The organism is Sphingobium lactosutens, from assembly GCF_013393185.1.
In the GTDB taxonomy this organism is placed as follows: Bacteria; Pseudomonadota; Alphaproteobacteria; order Sphingomonadales; family Sphingomonadaceae; genus Sphingobium; species Sphingobium lactosutens_A.
This window is the reverse complement of record NZ_QJQX01000051.1, coordinates 1-18,518: the sequence shown is the minus strand read 5'-3', so window position 1 is coordinate 18,518 and position 18,518 is coordinate 1. Positions and strand designations below refer to the sequence as shown.

Sequence of the window (18,518 nt, the reverse complement as noted above, 5' to 3'; positions counted from 1 at the left end):
ATGACGGAGCCAGCCGCACCGACGCCCAAGCCAGCGCCATTCCAGATTTTTCGCGCCACCGACGCTGTCGCCTATAGCGAAACATCCTGCATGGAACTGACCGGGCTGACCCCCGTGATCCTCGACGGCATCCAGCGCGCCGCCGATGCCGGGGCCGACGACGCCAATGTCGTGAAGCTGCTTTTCTCCATGGGTGGCATGAGCCTGACCTATGCCTGGTTCAAGAGCGGTTTTCCCCTGCCGCTGCACAGCCATAATGTCGACTGCCTCTATTATATTCTGGCCGGTTCGCTGCATCTGGGCAGCGACGAGCTGGGTGCGGGCGACGGCTTCTTCGTCGGCAACGGTGTACCCTACAGCTACCGCCCCGGCACTCGTGGCGTGGAGGTGCTGGAGTTCCGCACGGCGGAGAATTTCGACATCCGATTTCTCGGCAAGACCGTGGCCTTCTGGGACAGGACGGTCAAGGTTCTGGAGGAGAAGCGCACAGAATGGGCGGATGAGAAAGCCCCCCATGATGCGGTTCCGCGCTGATGCGCGCGCTGGTTCGCCGCGACGGGCAACTGTCCGTGCGGGACGTGGCGGAGGCGGAGCCTGCGTCCGGGCAGGTGGTGGCCAAGGTGCTGGCCTGCGGCATCTGTGGGTCTGATCTGCATGCCGTTCATCATCTGGAGCATGGCGTGGAGATCGGGCTGCGGTCGGGCGCGGCGGACACGATCGATCCGGCGCAGGATCTGGTCATGGGTCATGAATTTTGCGCGGAGATACTGGATCATGGTCCCGCCACCGACAAAAGATTGAGGGCGGGCGCGCGCGTCGTGTCCACCCCCTTCGCCTTTGGCCCGCTCGGCCCGGAACTGATCGGCTTTTCCACCCGCTATCGCGGCGCTTTCGCTGAGCGGGTGGTGTTGACCGAAGCCTTGCTGCTGCCGGTTCCGAACGGTCTTTCGTCAGACGCGGCGGCGCTGACGGAGCCGTTGGCGGTCGGAACCCATGCGGTGGCGGTCGCGGCCCCGTCCGACCGCTCGGTCGCGATGGTGATCGGTTGCGGTCCCATCGGCCTTGCGGTCATCGCGGCGCTGAAGCGCAAAGGGATCGGCCCCGTCATCGCCGCCGATTTCTCCCCGGCGCGGCGGGTGCGGGCGGAACGGCTCGGCGCGGATATCGTCGTCGATCCGGCCGTCACCTCACCCCATGCCAACTGGTCCTCCTTCGACGTGCCCGCCACGCTCGCCGACCTAGGCCTTGCACAGATGGCGGGAAGAACCTCGCGCGATCCGCTGATTTTTGAATGCGTGGGCGTGCCCGGCATCCTCCAGTCGCTGATCGAAAATGTGCCGCCCTGCACCCACGTCATCGTGGTCGGAGCGTGTCAGGAGGATGATAGCATCCTGCCGGTCATCGCCATCAACAAGCAACTGCGATTCAGCTTTGTCTTTGCCTACACTCCCCTTGAGTTTGCCGAAACGCTGACCGCACTCGCGGAGGGACAGATCGACAGCAGCGCCTTCCTGACTGGGAGGGTGACGTTGGACGAGGCGGGGCTGGCGTTTGAACGGCTGGCGACCCCGCAGGATGACGTCAAGATTATCGTGAATCCGTGGCGATAGCGTTATCCGACGCGTTTAGTCGTGACTTGCCCGACAATTATGTTTGAGATTTTTTGACATGTTAGCGCCAGCATGATGGCGCGCAAATCGCGGATAGTGATTGCCGTAGCGCTGGCAAACAAGATGGTACGGACAATCTGGGCGATGATGGCTCGCGAGGAAGACCATCGTTTGGGGTAATGGCGGAACAGCCATAGTGCTCGGAACCTCGGTCGCGGTAAAGGGACCGACTGCACTATACGACAAGGGCTTCAATGTTCACGATCCGGCTATCCAGTCCCGTGGCGTTAGGTTCAGGACCCATTGATGTGAGAGGCGCGCTGTGATTCAGGCTCCGTAAGGAGAACGGCCGCCCGATCAGCTTCTTTATGACTGCGGGCCAGGTCAGCAATTATATCGGTGCTGCCGACCTGCTCGACGAGCTTGCCAAAGCGCAATGGCTGCTGGCGGATCGTGGTTATGATGCCGACTGGTTCCGCGAAGCCTTGCAGGAAAAGGGCATCACCCCCTGCATCCCGGCCGAAAGTCTCGGAATAAGGCCGTCAAATACGACAAGCGCCGCTACAAAAGGCGCAACCGCATCGAGATCATGTTCGGTCGTCTCAAAGACTGGCGCCGCGTCGCGACTCGCTATGACCGATGCCCAACAGCCCTCTTCTCCGCTATCGCACTCGCCGCAACCGTCATCTTCTGGCTCTGATCAACGCGTCCTGACCCTATAAACCGCGCACCATGTTGAGGCCGTCGGTCAGGATGAAGCCCCGCTTGGACGGCGCGATCAGCAGCTTACCCTTGCGCGAGAGCGACCAGGTCGGGCGGCTGTCATTGTCGGTCGAGACGGTGAGGGCGATCGAGCCATCGGGCGAGGCGGCGGTGACGGCGGGGCGGGCCTCCTGCGCCAAAGCCGCTGTCATGAGGGCGAACGGAAGGGCCAGCGCGCAGGCGCACAGCGACGGGTTCAGCATAGGGGCGTCTCCTTATTCTTCGATCATCAGCGCGCCGAAAGGCGGCAATAGGCCCGGCGCGGCGCCATTGACGGCGCTGAGCAGCTTGTTGGTCGGCGCGATCTCTTGAGGCCATGCGGCCGGTTCGCTCGACAGGTTGAACAGGCAGAGCAGCGACTGACCGTCGGCCTGACGGCGGAAGAACAGGCGCTGGCCGTCGGCGACCAGTATCTCCAGACGGCCATGGCGCAGCGCCGGATGCGCCTTGCGCAGGGCCAGCATGGCGCGGGTATGGTTGAGCAGGGATGCGGCGTCGGCTTCCTGCGCGTCGACGGCGCGGGCGACATTTTCGTCCCCGACCGGCAGCCAGGGTTCGGCGGTGCTGAAACCCGCCTGCGCCGCATCTGCCGCCCACGGCAGCGGCGTGCGCGCGCCGTCGCGCGACAGGGTGAGCGGCCAGTTGGCGATGGCTTCGGGATCCTGCAATCGCTCGAACGGGATATCGACCTGGGTGATGCCCAGTTCCTCGCCCTGATAAAGGATCGCGTTGCCGCGCAGCGCGACCAGCAGCATCGCCTTCAGCCGGCCGAAGGCGGGGCGATCGTCGGGCGCGCACCAGCGCGACACCGCGCGCGGGGCGTCGTGGTTCTCGAACGCCCAGCTTGGCCAGCCAAGGCCCGGCTCGTCGGGCCAGCGCTCGACTGTTTCGGCGACCAGCGCGGGCGTCAGCCTGTCGGCGTAGAGGAAGTTGAAGCCATAGGCGCTGTTGAGGTGGCTTTCGCCCGCCGTATAGGCCTTCATCTCCTTTTCGGAGAGGTCGCCGCCGACTTCCGCCACTGTGAAGATCGCGCCATATTCGTCGCACAGCGAACGGATACGCTTGATGAAGTCGACCACGCCGGGGTGCGACTGGCTGTACTTCTTGATCTGATAGTCGAAGGAGCGGGTGCGCGGCTTTCCGGTGTCGGGCGCGGGCGGATTGTCGCGCAGCAGCGGGTCGTGCATCGAATGGTTGAGCGCGTCGAGGCGGAAGCCGTCGACGCCGCGATCCAGCCAGAAGCGCATGGCGTCGAGCAGCGCGTCCTGCACGGCGGGATTGTGCAGGTTGAGCTGCGGCTGGCTACTCAGAAACTGGTGCATATAATATTGGCCGCGCCGCCCGTCCCAGGTCCAGGCGGGGCCGCCGAAGACCGACTGCCAGTTGTTGGGCGGGGTGCCGTCTTCCTTCGGATCGACCCAGACGAACCAGTCGGCCTTGTCGCCGGTGCGGCTGGCGCGGCTTTGCGCGAACCAGTCGTGCAGGTCGGATGTGTGGGCGTAGACCTGATCGATCGTGACCTTGAGGCCCAATTCATGGGCGCGGGCGACCAGCGCGTCGAAATCGGCGAGCGTGCCGAAGATCGGATCGACATCGCAATAATCGGCTATGTCATAGCCGAAATCGCGCATCGGGGAGGTGAAGAAAGGCGAGATCCAGATGGCGTCCGCACCGAGCCTTGCGACATGGTCGAGCCGCTGCGTGATGCCGTTCAGGTCGCCGATGCCATCGCCATTGCTGTCCTGAAAGCTGCGCGGATAGATCTGGTAGATTACCGCGCCCTTCCACCAGGGGAGGTCGGCTGAGGTTGTGGCGGCAGTCGGTTCAGGGGTCATCGCTCTTTCCATCAGGGTTTGGCGGCGCAGACGGCATAGCCGAAGGCGGGGAGGGAGAGGGCAAGGCTGCCCGGCGCGGCTGGCGCGGCCGGGCAGGCGCCGGCCAGCGACGTGAAGCCGCCGCTGGCTGGATCGACCGCGATATTGCCCGACAGCGGAGCGGCCGATGTGTTGAAGGCGACCAGAACCTCGCGCCCCGTATCGGGATCGATGCGGGAGACGGCGAAGAGGCCGGGCTTGTCCGAGCTGGCGCGCAGGATCGTCGCGCCGCGCGACAGAGCGGGGGTGTCGCGGCGGATTTTCGCCAGCGTCGCGATCGCGCGATAGAGCGGGTGGTCGGGATTGAAACTTTCGGTCGCCGTGGTCGCGTTCGTGCCGACCAGCCGGTCCGCGTTATATTCGGCCACCCTGGACGCGAACATGTCTTGCCGCGCCTGCTGGTCGTTGCCAGTGCCGGCAAAGCCCTGCTCGTCACCATAATAGAGCGTCGGCACGCCGCGCAGCGTGAGCAGCATCGCATGGCCCAATAGGGTGCGCGCCAGTTCCTCGTCCGTGCTCATGTCGGGCTTGGCCTGACGCAGGAAAAAGGCGAAGCGGCCGGCATCATGATTGCCGAGGAAGGTCGGCAGTTGCAGCGCCGCCGCCTTGCCGCCTTCATAGAGTGCATCATCCTCGCCAAGGCGCGCGAGTATGTCTGTGCCGGTCTTGCCGCTGGCCGCGTCGACGGCGGCGCGCATGAAGGCGAAGTCCAGCACGGCGGGGAAGGCGGCGTTGCGGGTCCAGCTTGCCAGCAACGCCGGATCATAGTCGCCGGTCGCGACTTCGCCGAAGATGTGGAAATTGGGGATGCCCTTCGCCGCTGCATGGGCTCGGATGGCGGGGATGAAGGCGCGCCAGAATTCCGGGTTCACATGGCGGGCGGTGTCGATGCGATAGCCGTCGATGCCGAAACGGTCGATCCAGCCCTTGTAGATTTCGATGAAGCCGGCGACCACGCGCGGATCTTCGGTGGCAAGGTCGTCCAAGCCGACGAAATCGCCATATTGCGAACTTTCGCCCTTCCAGTCGGTGTCGCCGCGATTATGATAATAAATGAGGTCGTTGAGCCAGGCGGGGGTCTTGGCCTTCTCCTCGCCTTTCGGAATGACGGGCGTGTAGGCGAAGGACGGATCGGTCAGCTTCGCCCAGTTGGCGGCGCTGCCGTCATGGTCGCCGGCGAAGCCGGGATTGATCGGTTTTCCCGACGCGCCGCCCTGGCGCGACCAGGGATAGTCGGCCTTGCTGCGATAGGGCGCCGCGCTGGTGGAGCTTTCCCGATACTGGATCACATCGGCCGTATGGTTGGCGATGATGTCCATATAGACTTTCATGCCGCGAGCATGGGCGGCATCGACCAGCGCCCTGAAGTCGGCGTCGGTGCCGAAATGGGGATCGACGCTGGTAAAGTCCGTCACCCAATAGCCGTGATAGCCGGCGCTTTCCTGCCCCCCGGCGCCCTGCACAGGCTTGTTCCTGAAGATGGGGGCGAGCCAGATGGCGGTTGCTCCCAGCCCTTGGATATAGTCGAGCTTCGCGATCAGCCCCTTGAGGTCGCCGCCATGATAGAAGGCGCGCGAGGTCGGGTCATAGCCGGTCTGGAGCGGGCCGCCTTTCAGGCCGCCCCTGTCGTTTTTCGGATCGCCGTTGGCGAACCGGTCGGGCAGGACAAAATAGACGATTTCCTGTTCCGGCGTGCGGGCGCGCAGGTCGGACAGCGTGTTGGCCTGCGCATTTGCCGCGCCGATCAGAGCCGCAGCCATCCCGGCGGCCGTCACGAGGAAAGTCGTGGCCGTTCGACCCATGAGGGGCATCCCTTTGCTTGAACCTTGAAAAAGGCCCAGCGACGCATCGGCCGCCGGGCCAGTCTACACATCAGAAGCGGTAGTTGAAGCCCGCCATGAAGCGGCGGCCATAGGTCTGGTAATTGCGGATCTGGATCGACGCTCCGGTGTCCACCGACACGAACGGTTCGTCGGTCAGATTCTGGCCCTGGAGGAAGACCGACAGGCCATGGAGCGCACTGCCTTCTTGGAAATCATAGCCGATCTGCCCGTCGACGATAGTTTCGCTGAGCGCCCGGCGCAGTTCGCGTTCACCGCCGAAGCCGACGAACTGGCCGACGAAGGCGGAGCGGTAGCGCACCGAACCGCGCGCCGAGAAGCCCCACTTTTCGAAGAAGAGCGTGCCGTTGGCGACCCAGCGCGAATAGTCGGGCAGGTCTTCGGACGAGGCGCTGACGCCCGGCTTGATGCTGGTCTTGGTATAGCCCGCACCGCCCGTCAGGCCGAAGCCTTCCAGCGCGGGGGTGACGATCTCGAACGGCACGGTGCCCGCGATCTCGAAGCCGTAGAGCTTGCCGCCCTGACCATTGACCGGCCGGGTGATGGTGCCGTTGAAGTCGGTCACGCCCGGCGGCAGGGTGATGGGCAGGCCGGTATAGTCGAACGGCACGGTTTCCCGATAGACGTAGCTTTCCAGCTTCTTGTAGAACATCTGGAGGCCGAGATAGCCCTTGGTCCCGAAATATTTCTCGAAATTGAGGTCCGCCGCCCAGGCGCGATAGGGGCGCAGCGTCGGCGTGCCGCCGGTGCCGGTGATGACCCCGCTGGCGGTGTTATAGCCATAGTCGAGGCTGACCTTCATATCCTCGAACCGGGGGCGCTGGATTTCGCGCGCACCCGACAGGCGGATGACGAAGTCGCTGGGGAAACGCAGCGACAGGTTCGCGCTGGGCAGCACGTCCCAATAGTTCGCGCCGCGCGTGGTCGGCACCAGATCGGCGGCGGCGAGGTTGATGAAACCGCGCGACTTCTGTTCGGTATTCTGGGCGAGGACGCCGATATTGCCGGTGAGTTCGGCCGATCCGACCGACTGCTTGATGTTCGCCATCAGATAGGCGGACATGACGCGCTCCGTCACCGAATAGGCCTTGGCCGGGATATCCTTGCTGGGGTTCAGTATCTTCTGATAGACGCCGTCCTCCAGCAGCTTGAACGGGTCGTAGCTCAGGATCGGGCCAAGCCCGAGGAAACCGAGGTCGGTCGGGTCCATCCGATATTGCTGCGGCAGGACCAGCGACGTCGCGCCGTTCGCCAGGTTGAGCACATATTCTTCCGGCGTCTTCGCCTTGGTGCGGTCGGTATAGCCGAGGCCGACCGTGACCTTCGACAGGAAGCTGCCCTCATTCTCCTTGCCGAACTCGATCTGATAGCTCTTGATCTCGTCGTCGATGATGCGGTTGTTGTAATAGCCTTCCTGATGGCCGAGCGGCGCGCCTGCGCCCCAGCCGAGCGGATCGGTCAGCACCATCAGATTGGGGTCGCTATAGTCCAGCAGATGGCTGGTGAAATGCGTGCCCTTGCGGTCGCTAACGAAATCCAGCGTGTCGGTGGCGCCATTGCCGGGGCCATAGCCGGTGCCAGCATTGGATTCGAGCGAGAGTTCGCTGCGGTCGGTGCGCGAATAGCCGAAGTCGAAGCTGGCCGACCAGCCATCGTCGCCGGTATATTTGGCGTTGAAGCCGCCCGAGAAGATGGTCGACTTGCGCTCATAGCCATGGTTGTTCACCACGGCTTCGACATTGGTGAAGGTGCCGCCCTTGATGAAATTGCCGTCGGTCGTCGTGCTGCCGGGGACCAGCGTCGCGCCGCTCCAGTAGAGCGGAACTTCGACGCCGCGCTTGATCTGCTTGTCCTTGAAGTCGCCGTAGAAACCGTCGAAGGTCAGCATCAGCGTGTCGGTCGCCTGTACCTGCACGCTGCCCTGGATGCCGAGGCGCTTGAGCTGGGTCGACACGCCGAACGGCTTCACGCCGCCGATCACCTTGTCGCCGTTCGGCCCGTCGGCATAGCCCCAGGCCTCGAACTCCTTCGACTGATAGGGTTCGTCGCTATAGGCGACCGAGAGGGCGACGCCGATCCGGTCGCCGGCGAACTGGTCGACATAGGTGCCGGTCAGGCGATAGCCCTTGTCGTCACTGTCGGCGTTGATCTTGCCAAGATCGGTATAGACGCCGCGCGCGCCCACGGCGATCATCCGCTTGCCATAGTCGAGCGGGCGGATGGTGCGGATGTCCACGGTGCCGACCAGACCCTGATGGATCAGATTGGCCTGCGGCGTCTTGTAAACGTCGACGCGGTTGACGACTTCGGCGGGATATTGGTCGAATTCGACATTGCGCTGTTCACCGGTCGAGGTCTGCGGACGGCCGTTGAGGGTGGTCGAGGACAGGTCGGCGCTGGCGCCGCGGATCGCGATCGAATTGGCGCGGCCGAACAGGCGCTGCGAGGTGAGGCCGGGCAGGCGGGCGATGGATTCGCCGATCGATGCGTCGGGCAGCTTGCCGATATCTTCGGCCGACACCGATTCCACGATGGTCTGGGCGTTCTTCTTGACGTTGACGGCGCTTTGCAGCGCGGCGCGGAAGCCGGTGACGACGATTGTGTCGCTAGTTTCGCCCTGCGGCGCGGCGGCATCAGCCTGGGGAGCGCCCTGCGCATCCTGCGCCAGAGTCGGGGTCACGCCGGTCGCCGCGACGATGGCAAAAATGGAAGCGCCCAGCATGCGGGCGCGGTCGAACTGGTTGGCCACTTATCCTCTCCCTGAAACACCGACGGACCCTCTGTGCCGGCGCGAAATCTTGTTTGCCGTGGCTATGGTCGTGCAGCGCCATTTCCCCGCGGTGGCAGCATGCTTACGCTGCGTTCTGCCGGGGCGACCAGAAGGCATACGTATACGCATATTATGCAGGGCGCCGGGCTGTGACCGGAATGCAACGGGCTGGCCAGCGCGAAAGGACGCAATTGCGTTGTTTTCCTTAGGCTTCTAGCATGAGCGCGGCGCATGGATCGCGCAGGAGACACAGATGGGCCGCCAGCGCAGCAGCAAGCCGACCAGCTTCGACATTGCCTATCTGGCCGGCGTGTCGCAACCGACCGTCAGTCGGGCGCTGCGCGGGTCACGCTCGGTGAGTCTGGCCACGCGCCAGCGGATCGAGGCGATCGCGCAGGAACTCAACTATTCGGTCGACAAGAATGCGTCCTCGCTCCGGTCGCAGCGGTCGAATACGATCGCTTTGCTCTTCTTCGAGGATCCGACGCCCGATGAATCCAACATCAACCCCTTCTTCCTGTCGATGCTGGGATCGATCACCCGGCAATGCGCGGCACGCGGGCTGGACCTGCTGATCTCCTTCCAGAAGATGGAGGATGACTGGCATGTCCGCTACCAGGACAGCCATCGCGCCGACGGACTGATCCTGCTCGGTTATGGCGACTATACCCTCTACAAGAGCCGGCTGGAGCAGCTTGTGGGGCAGGGCGCCCATTTCGTGCGCTGGGGATCGGTGAGCGAAGGCAATATCGGCGCGACCGTGGGGTCGGACAATGTCGGCGCCGGGCGACTGGCGGGGGAGCATCTGCTGGGGCTGGGGCGGCGGCGGATCGCATTCCTGGGCCATGCCGACGAACATTATCCCGAGTTCGCCGATCGCTATCGGGGATTGTGCGACGCGATGGCGGGGCGGGGGATCGCGCCCGATCCGGCGTTGCAGGTCGATGCGCTGACTGCGGAGGACGCCGGCCATGCCGCGGCCCGCATGCTGATCGCGCGCGGCAAGGCGTTCGATGCGATCTTCGCCGCCAGCGACCTGATCGCGATCGGCGCGATGCGCGCGATCGCGGAGGCGGGGTTGTCGGTGCCGCGGGATGTGGCGATCGTCGGCTTCGACGACATCCCGGCCGCCAGCCTGACCAGCCCGCCGCTCACCACCATCATGCAGGACATGAAAAGCGCCGGCGAACTGCTCGTCGATACGGTGCTGGCCCAGGTGGAGGACCGGCCGCCGCCGCCCAATATGCTCGCCGCGCGGCTGGTTGTGCGGCGGAGCAGCGATGGATAGGGCGTCGGCGCTGATTGGGGCGTGGATGACGGTAAGAGTGGGAAGCGGTCCGTCGGCTTTCACCGACAAGGGAGGCCATAGCCGCCGTTAAGGAAGCGGCATTTTGACCGGTTTAGGGATTGAATCTAAAGCAACGGGGAAGCTGGGGTCTGTCTTTGTCCGGCTCTCCCATTCATCTTGCTCGATCAACCCGAAATGACCCTGCGGGAGATTGCGTTTTAAACAGGCCTGAGCAGCCTCTGGGCTTTGTTGCGGAAGGAAATATGCGGCTTCACCGCCATCGGTGATGCCTCCATTTGCACCCAGCAACGTCACTCCGCACTTCTCAGCGGCCACAGGAATTTTTCTGTGAAAATCGCCGATATAGTCGCTTGCTGGGAGCGGGCTGTCCCAAAGCCATTTTGTGGTGCCGAAGTGCATCTCAATAATCGGGACCGGAGCTTTTTCGCATGCAAGGAGCAGCAGGAGCGGGACGTAGATGCTATGTCGAAAGCTATTACCCTTCCCCAAGTCAAATCCCTCGCGAATACGTCTGGTGCGCCCAAAGCTACAGATGCACCGCACGCACCGTCAACGGCAGCTTTGGGGAAACAGTATCCATCCTAACAATGTCCGCCTATGGCCGTTTCCCGCCATTTCGAGCATTCCGGTTTCGGCCAACGGCGGTCGTTTACCGTTCTGCGCGCAACTTCAGGTGATAGAAGCGACTGTCCACCGCCATGCGCGGGAAACTGGCTGGCAGGCGATCGGCCTCGATCAGCATGAACCCGTTGCGTTCGTAGAAGCGATGGGCGGCGAGGAATCGGGCGGTGGCGCCCAGCCATATTTCGGCCACGCCGCGCTCGCGTGCCAGGTCGAGCAGTGCGGCCAGCAATGCCTGCGCGACGCCTTGGTCCCGGCCGCGCCAGGCTGCGCTCACGAACATCTTGCGCAGCGCAACCCGGCCGCCGCCGATATCCTTCATCCCAATCGTGCCGATGATCCGGCCTTCGGCCTCCGCCACCAGAAAATCGCCCGCGCCGCTCTGGTAGAAGTCCGGGATGTCCGACAGGTCGGGCTGGTCCTGCGCGGTGATGGCGATGCCATATTCGTCGCGCTGGATGGGCAGGATGACGTCGATCACGGCCTGCGTGTCGGCGGGCGCGAAGCGGCGAATGAGGATGGCGTCCATCGTCGCCGCATAACGCGTTCTGAAGTCGGCTGGAACAGCCGATGGCTCGCAGAATGCGGTAATCAAAAGACAAATGGACCCGTGAACGATGCAATCGCCTCGTTCACGGGTTGGGCGGACAGCCTTAACGCCAGGCGAAGCCCAGCGCCTTCTGGATCGCGACATAGTCGGCCGTGAGCGTGGCGCGGGCCGAGACGAGTTTCTGCTCCGCGCTGTTGAGGTCGTTCCGGGCATTCAGCAAGGCGATTTTCGTGCTCGTGCCGGCCAGGTAGCGACTTTGCGTCAGCCGCTCGGTCAGCGCGGCCTGATCGCGGGCGCGGGCGAGCGCGGCGACGGTGACGCGGCTTTCGCGGAAGCGGGCCAGTGAATCTTCGGCATCGCGCAGCGCGCTCAGCAATGTGCCGCGATAGCGGGCCTCGGCCTCGTCGCGCACGGCTTCGGCCTGACCGACCTTCGCCTTGTTGCGGCCAAAGTCGAGGAAACTCCAGCTGAGCTGCGGTGCACCAAGCGCGACGAAATCATCCAGCTTGCCAAGATCGCTGATCTTCGTGCCGCCGATCCCGATCAGGCCCATGAAGGAAAGCCGCGGGAAGCGGGCCGCTTCGGCCTGGCCGATCTTGGCGGTGTCGGCGGCCAGCGTGCGTTCTGCCGCGCGGATGTCGGGACGATGGGCGATCAACTGGGCGGGGTCGCCGACCGGCACGGATGCGGGCGGCAGCGGAATCTGTCCGGAAGGTGACAGGTCGGCGTCGATCGCGCCCGGTTCCTGCCCGGTCAGAACGGCGAGGGCATTCAGATAGGCGTCTCGCTCGGCGGCCAATGGTGCGATCTGCGCGCGGGTGGCGGCAAGCTGGCCGTCGACCCGCGCCACATCCGCGGCCGTCGCCGTGCCGCGCTCGAAACGCTGGCGGTTGAGAGCGAGCACATCCTGTTGCAACGCAATCGATTGTTCGCCCAGCGCGATGCGCTGCTGCCGATCGCGCAGGCTGAGATAGGCCTGGGCGACATTGGCCGACAGGCTGACCTGCACGTCGGCGAGGCTCGCCTGCGCGCCTTCGAATGTGGCGCGCGCCGCTTCCACGGCCCGGCGGCGGCCCCCGAACAGGTCTATCTCCCAACTTGCGTCGAAGCCGACATTATAGAGGTTGAGATCGTTGCTGCTGCTGTCACCATTGTCGGCCGATCCGCTGTCGCTCGACCCCAGATCCACGCCGGGCACATGGGCATGGGCGTAAAGGGCCGAAGCATTGGCTTTCGGCGCGCGATTGGCGCGCTCCTCGCCAAGCATGGCGCGCGCCTGCCGCAACCGGGCCTCGCCCGCCTGCACGTCGCTGTTATTCACGAGCGCACGGGCGATCAGCGCGTCGAGCTGTGGATCGCCCAGCATGGTCCACCAGTCGGCGACCGGCGGCGCATTATTGGTCCCCTCCGCGCCGGCGCGCACGAAGCTGGGGGCTGCGTCCGACGCATGGCGGGGCGGCCCGGCATAATCGGGGCCGACGGTGCAGCCGGCCAGCAGTCCGGTGAGGAGGGGCAGCAGAAGATAGGAACGCATGGTTTTCCTCAATGTCCGGTCGCCAACGGCGCATGCTTGGGCAGGGGGCGCAGGAAAATAACGAGCGGAATAACGCACATGATGCCCACGGACATGATCCAGAACATGTCGGCATAGGTCATCGTCAGCGCCTGGGTCTGGATCGTGGCCTCTATCGTGCGCAGGGCGCCGCTACCCTGTGCCGCGACATAATCCTGCACCGCGACAGAATTGGCGCTCAGGCTCTCTTCGATGCGGCGGCTGTGCAGCCACAGGCGCTGGTCCTGGATGATGGCGATCCCGGCCAGGGCGAAGGATCCGCCCAGATTGCGTGCCGAATTATACAGGCCGGATGCGTCTCCTGCCTGCTCCGGCGGGACCGACCGGATCGCCGCCTGATTGAGGAACATCATGCAGAACACCGTGCCGATGCCGCGCATCAATTGGGAATCGACGAAGTCCGCGCTGTCGGACGATGGCGTCAGTCCCGTTTCCAGCCAGGCGCTGAGCGCCAGCACGCTAAGGCCGAGACAGACGGAGATGCGAATGTCGACGTTGCGGATCAGCCAGGGCGTGATCGGCATCATCAGCATGACCGGAATGCCTGAAAGCATCACGACCTGCCCCGCCTGCAGCGAATTATAGCCCGCGATCGCGGACAGGAATTGGGGAATGGCGTAGGAAGTGCCATAGATCACCATGCCGACCACCGTGACCATGGCGACGACGCTGCCGAACTGCCGGTTGAGCAACAGGCTGAGCCGGATCACCGGCCTACGCGCGAACTTCTGCCCAAGGCCCAGCAGCAGGAAGCCGATCGCGGAAACCAGGCTCAGTGTGACGATCAGCGAGGAGGAGAACCATTGTTCCCGCTCGCCTTCCTCCAGCACGACGGTCAGCGCCCCCAGCCCCAGCGCGAGGCCGAGAATGCCGAGCCAGTCCGCGTCCCGGATCAGGTGGAGCCTGGCCGGCTGGTGCGGGATCGCGAGCAGCAGCAGGGTGATAAGGGCAATACCGACCGGCAGGTTGAGGAAGAAGGCATAGTGCCAGCTCACATTCTCGGTCAGCCAGCCGCCCAGCACCGGCCCCACCACCGGCCCCAGCAGCGCGGTGGCGCCGAACAAGGCATTGCCGATCGGCTGCTGCGCGCGCGGCAGGCGTGTGGCGATGATCGTCATCGCGGTGGGGATCAGCGCGCCGCCGGTAAAGCCCTGACCGATGCGGCCGACGATCATCATCGGCAGCGTCGTGGACAGGCCGCACGCTATGGAGAAGAGGGTGAAGAGCGAGGCGGCGACCAGCAGCAGGGTACGCAGCCCGAGCAGCCGCTCCAGCCAGCCGGACAGCGGAATAACGATGATTTCGGCCACCAGATAGGCGGTTGCGATCCAGGTGCCCTCGGTCCCGCTCGCGCCGATCTCGCCCTGTATGGTGGGCAGGGAACTGTTGACGATCGACACGTCGAGCGTCGCCATCAGCGCGCCCAGAGTGCCGGCCGCCACGGCCAGCCAGGCAGCAGCGTCCGCGCGTTGCTCGGGTTGGGAAGCAGCCGGGGCTGCGCTCACCGCGACGCGTCCTGGCGCGCCTTTTCCTGCCTCGCTATGTTCCGCTGCGATCCCTTGGCGGAAACCGTGTCGACCGTGACCGTCACCGACAGGCCGGGGACCAGCACGCGGCGGGCTTCCGGGCCTGCATCGATGGCGATACGTACCGGCACGCGCTGAACGATCTTGGTGAAATTGCCGGTCGCATTCTGCGGCGGCAGCAGCGAAAACTGAGCGCCGGTACCGGGCGAGATGCTTTCGACATGGCCGGCGATCCGGGTGCCGTCCAGCGCGTCGACCTCTATTGTCGCGGGCTGGCCGGGGCGCATCAGGCCGATCTGCGTTTCCTTGAAATTGGCTGTGACGTAAAGCTTGGCGAGCGGCACGATCGACATCAGCCGGGTGCCGGCCTGCACGAACTGCCCGGCGCGTACGCTGCGATCGCCGATGCGGCCGTCAATACCGGCCTTGAGCACGGTCGACCCGACGTTGACATGGGCGGCGGACAGCTGGGCGCGGGCCGCCTCGCCCTGCGCGTCGGCCTGGCGGATCTGGGCGTTGAGCGAGGCGATCTTGCGCTGGGCCGACAGCAGCGCGGCGCGCTGGCCATCGGCGGCGGTGCGGGCTTTGGCCGCCTGGTTGCGCAGGCTGGCGAGGCGCTCATTGGTCTCGGCGCCGGTGGCGGCGAGCGGTGCGTAGCGGCCCGCCTCGCGCGCGGCAAAGCGGGCATCTTCCTCGGCCGACGCGAGCTGTGCCTGGGCCTGGACGATCGCCGCTTCCTGTTCGCCGATCATCGCGCGCACATTGTCGGCATTGGCCTTCGCCACGTCGATCTGCGCCCGATATTGTTGCGCCTGCGCGTCATAGTCGCGCGGATCGATACGCACCAGCGCCTGGCCGGCCTTCACATCCTGATTGTCGCCGACCAGCACCTGCTCGACATAGCCCGAAATTCTGGGTGAGATGGTGACGGCGTCGGCCTGAATATAGGCGTCGTTGGTATCCTCGCGATATTTGCCGCGCGTCTCATACTGAAGCAGCCATGCCCCACCTGCGACCAGCAACAGGAAGCCGCCGGCAAAAAGCGTGCGGCGCACAGCCGGGCGCTGGAGCGGCGATGTGCGCTCCCTTCGGTCCGCGGCGGGCTGCTCCTGCGACTCGATCACTTGGGCCATCAATCTTTACTCATGCCGGTTTGCTGCATCGCGGCAGCGATCTCTTTGCCCTTGCACCCGCCGGCTGCATATGGCAATACCATTTAATATGGTACCACAACATTTATTGTCATGAGCATCGAGCAGGAACTTCTTCAACAGATGGGGGATCTGCATCAGCGGATGCATCGGCTGTTCAATGATCGCCTTCGTGCGCAGGGGGCGTCCCTTGCGCAGCTGAAGCTGCTCATGCTGGTGGATCGCGCCGGCTCGATCCGCTCTACCGAAATCGCCGACGCGCTGGCTCAGGCGCCGCGTACCGTGACCGAAGCGGTGGACGGTCTGGAGCGCGACGGTCTGGTGGTGCGCAGTCCCGATCCCAACGACAGGCGGGCCAAGCGGATCAGCCTGACCGAGGCGGGAAGCATGATCATTCGGGACGTGGCGCCGCATCGGGACACCTTCGCCGCAGAGTTTTTTACCGCTCTGTCGGCATCGGACATGGCGGAATATCTGAGGATATTGCGGGCGCTGAACGACCGGATCGTCGAGATGGGTGCGCCCAGCAGCCTGGGCGATCGGCCAGGCTCCGAGGGTGGCTCAGGTCAGTAGCAATATCGTGACCAGTGCGATCGAGCCTGAACAGACCATGGCTGTGCACAATATGCGAAATTCGCAGGCGCAAAATACGGATTCCAGACGATCCACAACCACTCTCCCCGCACCGTCTTCGGGTACGCTATCTCATGATAGCATGTCGGCAGGGCGTCGGATAGCTGTTGCGCGCCTTTCGGAAGGAGCGGCAAGGCTGTTCGATGCGGCGGATCGCGTTGCTGAAGAGGGGACCAGGGCATAATCTGTTTGACAGCCGCCGCACCGGTCCGGTTCACGGACAGAAGCTTGCCCATTTCGAATCCGATCATGTCATCGGCGATCAAGGCGGGCGAATGACAATCGAATAATCACAAAAGGAGAGAAGAGGATGGGCAGGGCATTTCCCGAAGGTGCGGCAGCGATATTCGGCGGCAGCGGGGGCATCGGCAAGGGCGTCGCGCTGGAATTCGCGAAAGCCGGAACGGACGTTGCCATCTTCTATCGCTCCAAGGAGGCCGTGGCCGAGGCCGTCGCGGACGAGATCCGCGCGTTGGGGTGCAAGGCAAGCATCCATCGCGCGGACGCCCGCAGCTATGATGAACTGGAAGCCGGCTTTGCGGCAGCGGTGGAAGCACATGGGCGCGTCCACAGCATCGTCTGGGGCGCCGGGCCGATCGTCGCGCAGCTTCCCATCGCCGACTGGACGCTGGAACAGTTTCGCGCATCCATGGAGATTGAGGCATTCGGCTTCTATCATGCCGCCCGCATCGCCATCCCGCATTTTCGCGCGAGCGGCGGAGGCTCCTTCGTGCATCTCGGATCGGGCGGGCATGACTGGTGCTTTCAATTACCCATAAGTGCGCCCAGCGAGATCAATTCCAAGTTTCATGTCCATAAGACGGGACCAGCCGCGCCATATGACAGTATTTCCTGGAGGAGGGTCGCGCTGGCGAGCGAGATAGCCGCCAAGTCTGGCGATCTGTGTTAGGTAACTTGATAATTCTCGTGGCGGTGGTTGGCCCGTCCGCTGTATCACAATGCGGTCGATGAGGTCGATTTCATCTTTGGTCAGCGCGATATCTGGCGAGGCTGTGGGCGCGGTGCGGTTGATCATGGTCATCCAGAACATCCGCCAGCTCAGAACACAGTAAATCGCGAGCAGGTTCACAAGCCGCTCTGCGGTACGCAATTTGGCATCTTCTGCGCGGCATCCAGATTTAAGGATCTTGTGAAAAACCTCTATCTTCCAACGCAAGGCATACCATTGAAGCTTTTCGACCGCCCCTTCCAGCGACGTGATGGGCAGGTCAGTGATCAGCTTCCAGTCGATGGGAGAGCGGTTCTCCGGGACATCCTGTTCCTGAGCGTGGACGATGGTAAGATCGAGAGCGGGATAGCGCTTCTGCTTTCCGATCGGCGGTAAGACCCGGATCTGCTTATATTTCAGTGCCAGGCTGGCGGTCACGCCATCGGCAATTTCAATCATGTGGCGACCTGCAATGGGTGAGTCCGCCATTTCAGCAGCAATGGTGTGTTTGCCATCGCCCGCCAGGCGATCAACGCATGTCCGTACCAGGAAATGGGTTCCGGCTTCGCGCGCAGCACAGAAGAACTCATAAATGTCGTTTTCGCGATCTCCGATGTGGATCAGGCGCTGGCCTTCGCCCAGCAGAGCCGTGGAGGAGCGCATATTCTCCAGCCAGCGGATGCTCTCCTTGGCCTCGATCGGTACCCTCGTCGGATTTATATGACGCTTAAGCGCAGAGGAGCCTTTGAATTTACTGCGCGACCAGAATTTGATCGCCGCCAACCCGAGCGGCAGTCCCTCGGTCGTCACCACCAGGCTGCTATGCATCAACAGCCCGCAAATGGTGTGACGCCTGACAATCCCGACAGTCTCGCGCTTGCTTGGGGCATAGCCGATGGCCCCAACCTGTTCCGGCTTTTTGCGTTCATATGAAAATTCGGTGGTATCTTGCAGAACCAGGATCGGTCCCTCAACGGCTGCAACACGCAATGCCGTGGATTGGAAATGGCCCTGCAGAATTTTACCTTCGCTAACATCTGAGTTGGAAAGAAAGCGATAGGCGGCTTTGGTGTTGGCCCAGTCCTGACAGGCAAGTGGGATTGGGCCGCCCACCGCACCGGCCATCTGCGTCACCAACTGGCGCAGCCGACGCCCAAGACGCACATCGCTAAAACGCGACGCAGCAAATTCATCATCGATCCAATCCTGAGATTCTGAGCCCTCGTCCACAATCGTGCACCTCGCCAATGCGATCCTGTGCGCGAACAGGAATCATAGCCGATTCCATCGCCGCAATACCGCTGCGATCAGTGGAATCTGGCGTCGGACCACTTGTGGGTAATTGAAAG

The 18,518-nt window shown here is 63.7% G+C and carries 13 protein-coding genes and 3 pseudogenes; 6 read left to right on the top strand and 10 right to left on the bottom strand.

Annotated features, from left to right (window positions below; all coding sequences use genetic code 11):
* The 3 genes and pseudogenes from DM806_RS11370 to DM806_RS11360 form a co-directional block, all read left to right on the top strand.
* Window positions 1–534 carry a cupin domain-containing protein gene (locus DM806_RS11370; protein WP_179043321.1) on the top strand — a complete coding sequence of 178 codons (534 nt, stop codon included), beginning with the start codon at window positions 1–3 and terminating at the stop codon, window positions 532–534.
* The gene (locus DM806_RS11365; RefSeq protein WP_179043320.1) at window positions 534–1,610 is read left to right on the top strand and encodes a zinc-binding dehydrogenase; all 1,077 of its coding nucleotides are present in this window, start codon (window positions 534–536) and stop codon (window positions 1,608–1,610) included. Before DM806_RS11370 ends, DM806_RS11365 begins: the two co-directional genes overlap by 1 nt.
* Before the next feature lie 347 nt (window positions 1,611–1,957).
* A pseudogene (locus tag DM806_RS11360) lies at window positions 1,958–2,310 on the top strand (IS5 family transposase); the annotation flags it as partial.
* 22 nt (window positions 2,311–2,332) lie between these two features.
* Here the strand turns inward: DM806_RS11360 and DM806_RS11355 are convergent.
* The 4 genes and pseudogenes from DM806_RS11355 to DM806_RS11340 form a co-directional block, all read right to left on the bottom strand.
* A pseudogene (locus DM806_RS11355) lies at window positions 2,333–2,575 on the bottom strand (glycoside hydrolase family 97 N-terminal domain-containing protein); the annotation flags it as partial.
* Window positions 2,576–2,587: 12 nt separating this feature from the next.
* Window positions 2,588–4,207 (bottom strand): alpha-amylase family glycosyl hydrolase, encoded by a 1,620-nt coding sequence (locus tag DM806_RS11350; protein WP_179043319.1) that lies wholly within the window; start codon window positions 4,205–4,207, stop codon window positions 2,588–2,590.
* Between the two features lie 11 nt (window positions 4,208–4,218).
* Complete coding sequence (locus tag DM806_RS11345) at window positions 4,219–6,048, bottom strand: alpha-amylase family glycosyl hydrolase (RefSeq protein WP_179043318.1); 1,830 nt, start codon at window positions 6,046–6,048, stop codon at window positions 4,219–4,221.
* A gap of 70 nt (window positions 6,049–6,118) precedes the next feature.
* Window positions 6,119–8,836, bottom strand: a complete 2,718-nt coding sequence (locus tag DM806_RS11340) for a TonB-dependent receptor (RefSeq protein WP_372859506.1) — start codon at window positions 8,834–8,836, stop codon at window positions 6,119–6,121.
* A gap of 274 nt (window positions 8,837–9,110) precedes the next feature.
* On the opposite strand from DM806_RS11340, the gene DM806_RS11335 reads away from it, so the two are divergent.
* A complete protein-coding gene (locus DM806_RS11335; RefSeq protein ID WP_179043317.1) occupies window positions 9,111–10,145 on the top strand; it encodes a LacI family DNA-binding transcriptional regulator in 1,035 nt (344 codons plus the stop codon).
* An 87-nt stretch (window positions 10,146–10,232) separates the two neighbouring features.
* Here the strand turns inward: DM806_RS11335 and DM806_RS11330 are convergent, their stop codons facing one another.
* The 5 genes from DM806_RS11330 to DM806_RS11310 all read right to left on the bottom strand — a co-directional run bounded on the left by DM806_RS11330 (window position 10,233) and on the right by DM806_RS11310 (window position 15,569).
* Window positions 10,233–10,565 (bottom strand): hypothetical protein, encoded by a 333-nt coding sequence (locus DM806_RS11330; RefSeq protein ID WP_218647462.1) that lies wholly within the window; start codon window positions 10,563–10,565, stop codon window positions 10,233–10,235.
* 250 nt (window positions 10,566–10,815) lie between these two features.
* Entirely contained in the window at window positions 10,816–11,316 is a 501-nt protein-coding gene (locus tag DM806_RS11325) for a GNAT family N-acetyltransferase (protein WP_179043315.1), read from the bottom strand.
* Window positions 11,317–11,440: 124 nt separating this feature from the next.
* The gene (locus DM806_RS11320) at window positions 11,441–12,871 is read right to left on the bottom strand and encodes an efflux transporter outer membrane subunit (protein WP_179043314.1); all 1,431 of its coding nucleotides are present in this window, start codon (window positions 12,869–12,871) and stop codon (window positions 11,441–11,443) included.
* An 8-nt stretch (window positions 12,872–12,879) separates the two neighbouring features.
* On the bottom strand, window positions 12,880–14,415 hold the full coding sequence (locus DM806_RS11315; RefSeq protein WP_179043313.1) for an MDR family MFS transporter: 1,536 nt from the start codon (window positions 14,413–14,415) through the stop codon (window positions 12,880–12,882).
* Window positions 14,412–15,569, bottom strand: coding sequence for an HlyD family secretion protein (locus DM806_RS11310; RefSeq protein ID WP_179043312.1), 1,158 nt, complete (start codon window positions 15,567–15,569; stop codon window positions 14,412–14,414). The genes DM806_RS11315 and DM806_RS11310 overlap by 4 nt, the downstream gene beginning before the upstream one ends.
* A gap of 111 nt (window positions 15,570–15,680) precedes the next feature.
* Between DM806_RS11310 and DM806_RS11305 the strand changes: the two genes are divergently transcribed.
* The gene (locus DM806_RS11305; protein WP_179043311.1) at window positions 15,681–16,160 is read left to right on the top strand and encodes a MarR family winged helix-turn-helix transcriptional regulator; all 480 of its coding nucleotides are present in this window, start codon (window positions 15,681–15,683) and stop codon (window positions 16,158–16,160) included.
* A 370-nt stretch (window positions 16,161–16,530) separates the two neighbouring features.
* A pseudogene (locus DM806_RS11300) lies at window positions 16,531–16,959 on the top strand (SDR family NAD(P)-dependent oxidoreductase); the annotation flags it as partial.
* 30 nt (window positions 16,960–16,989) lie between these two features.
* Here the strand turns inward: DM806_RS11300 and DM806_RS11295 are convergent.
* Window positions 16,990–18,399 carry an IS4 family transposase gene (locus DM806_RS11295; protein ID WP_179041764.1) on the bottom strand — a complete coding sequence of 470 codons (1,410 nt, stop codon included), beginning with the start codon at window positions 18,397–18,399 and terminating at the stop codon, window positions 16,990–16,992.
* Window positions 18,400–18,518 lie beyond the last annotated feature (119 nt).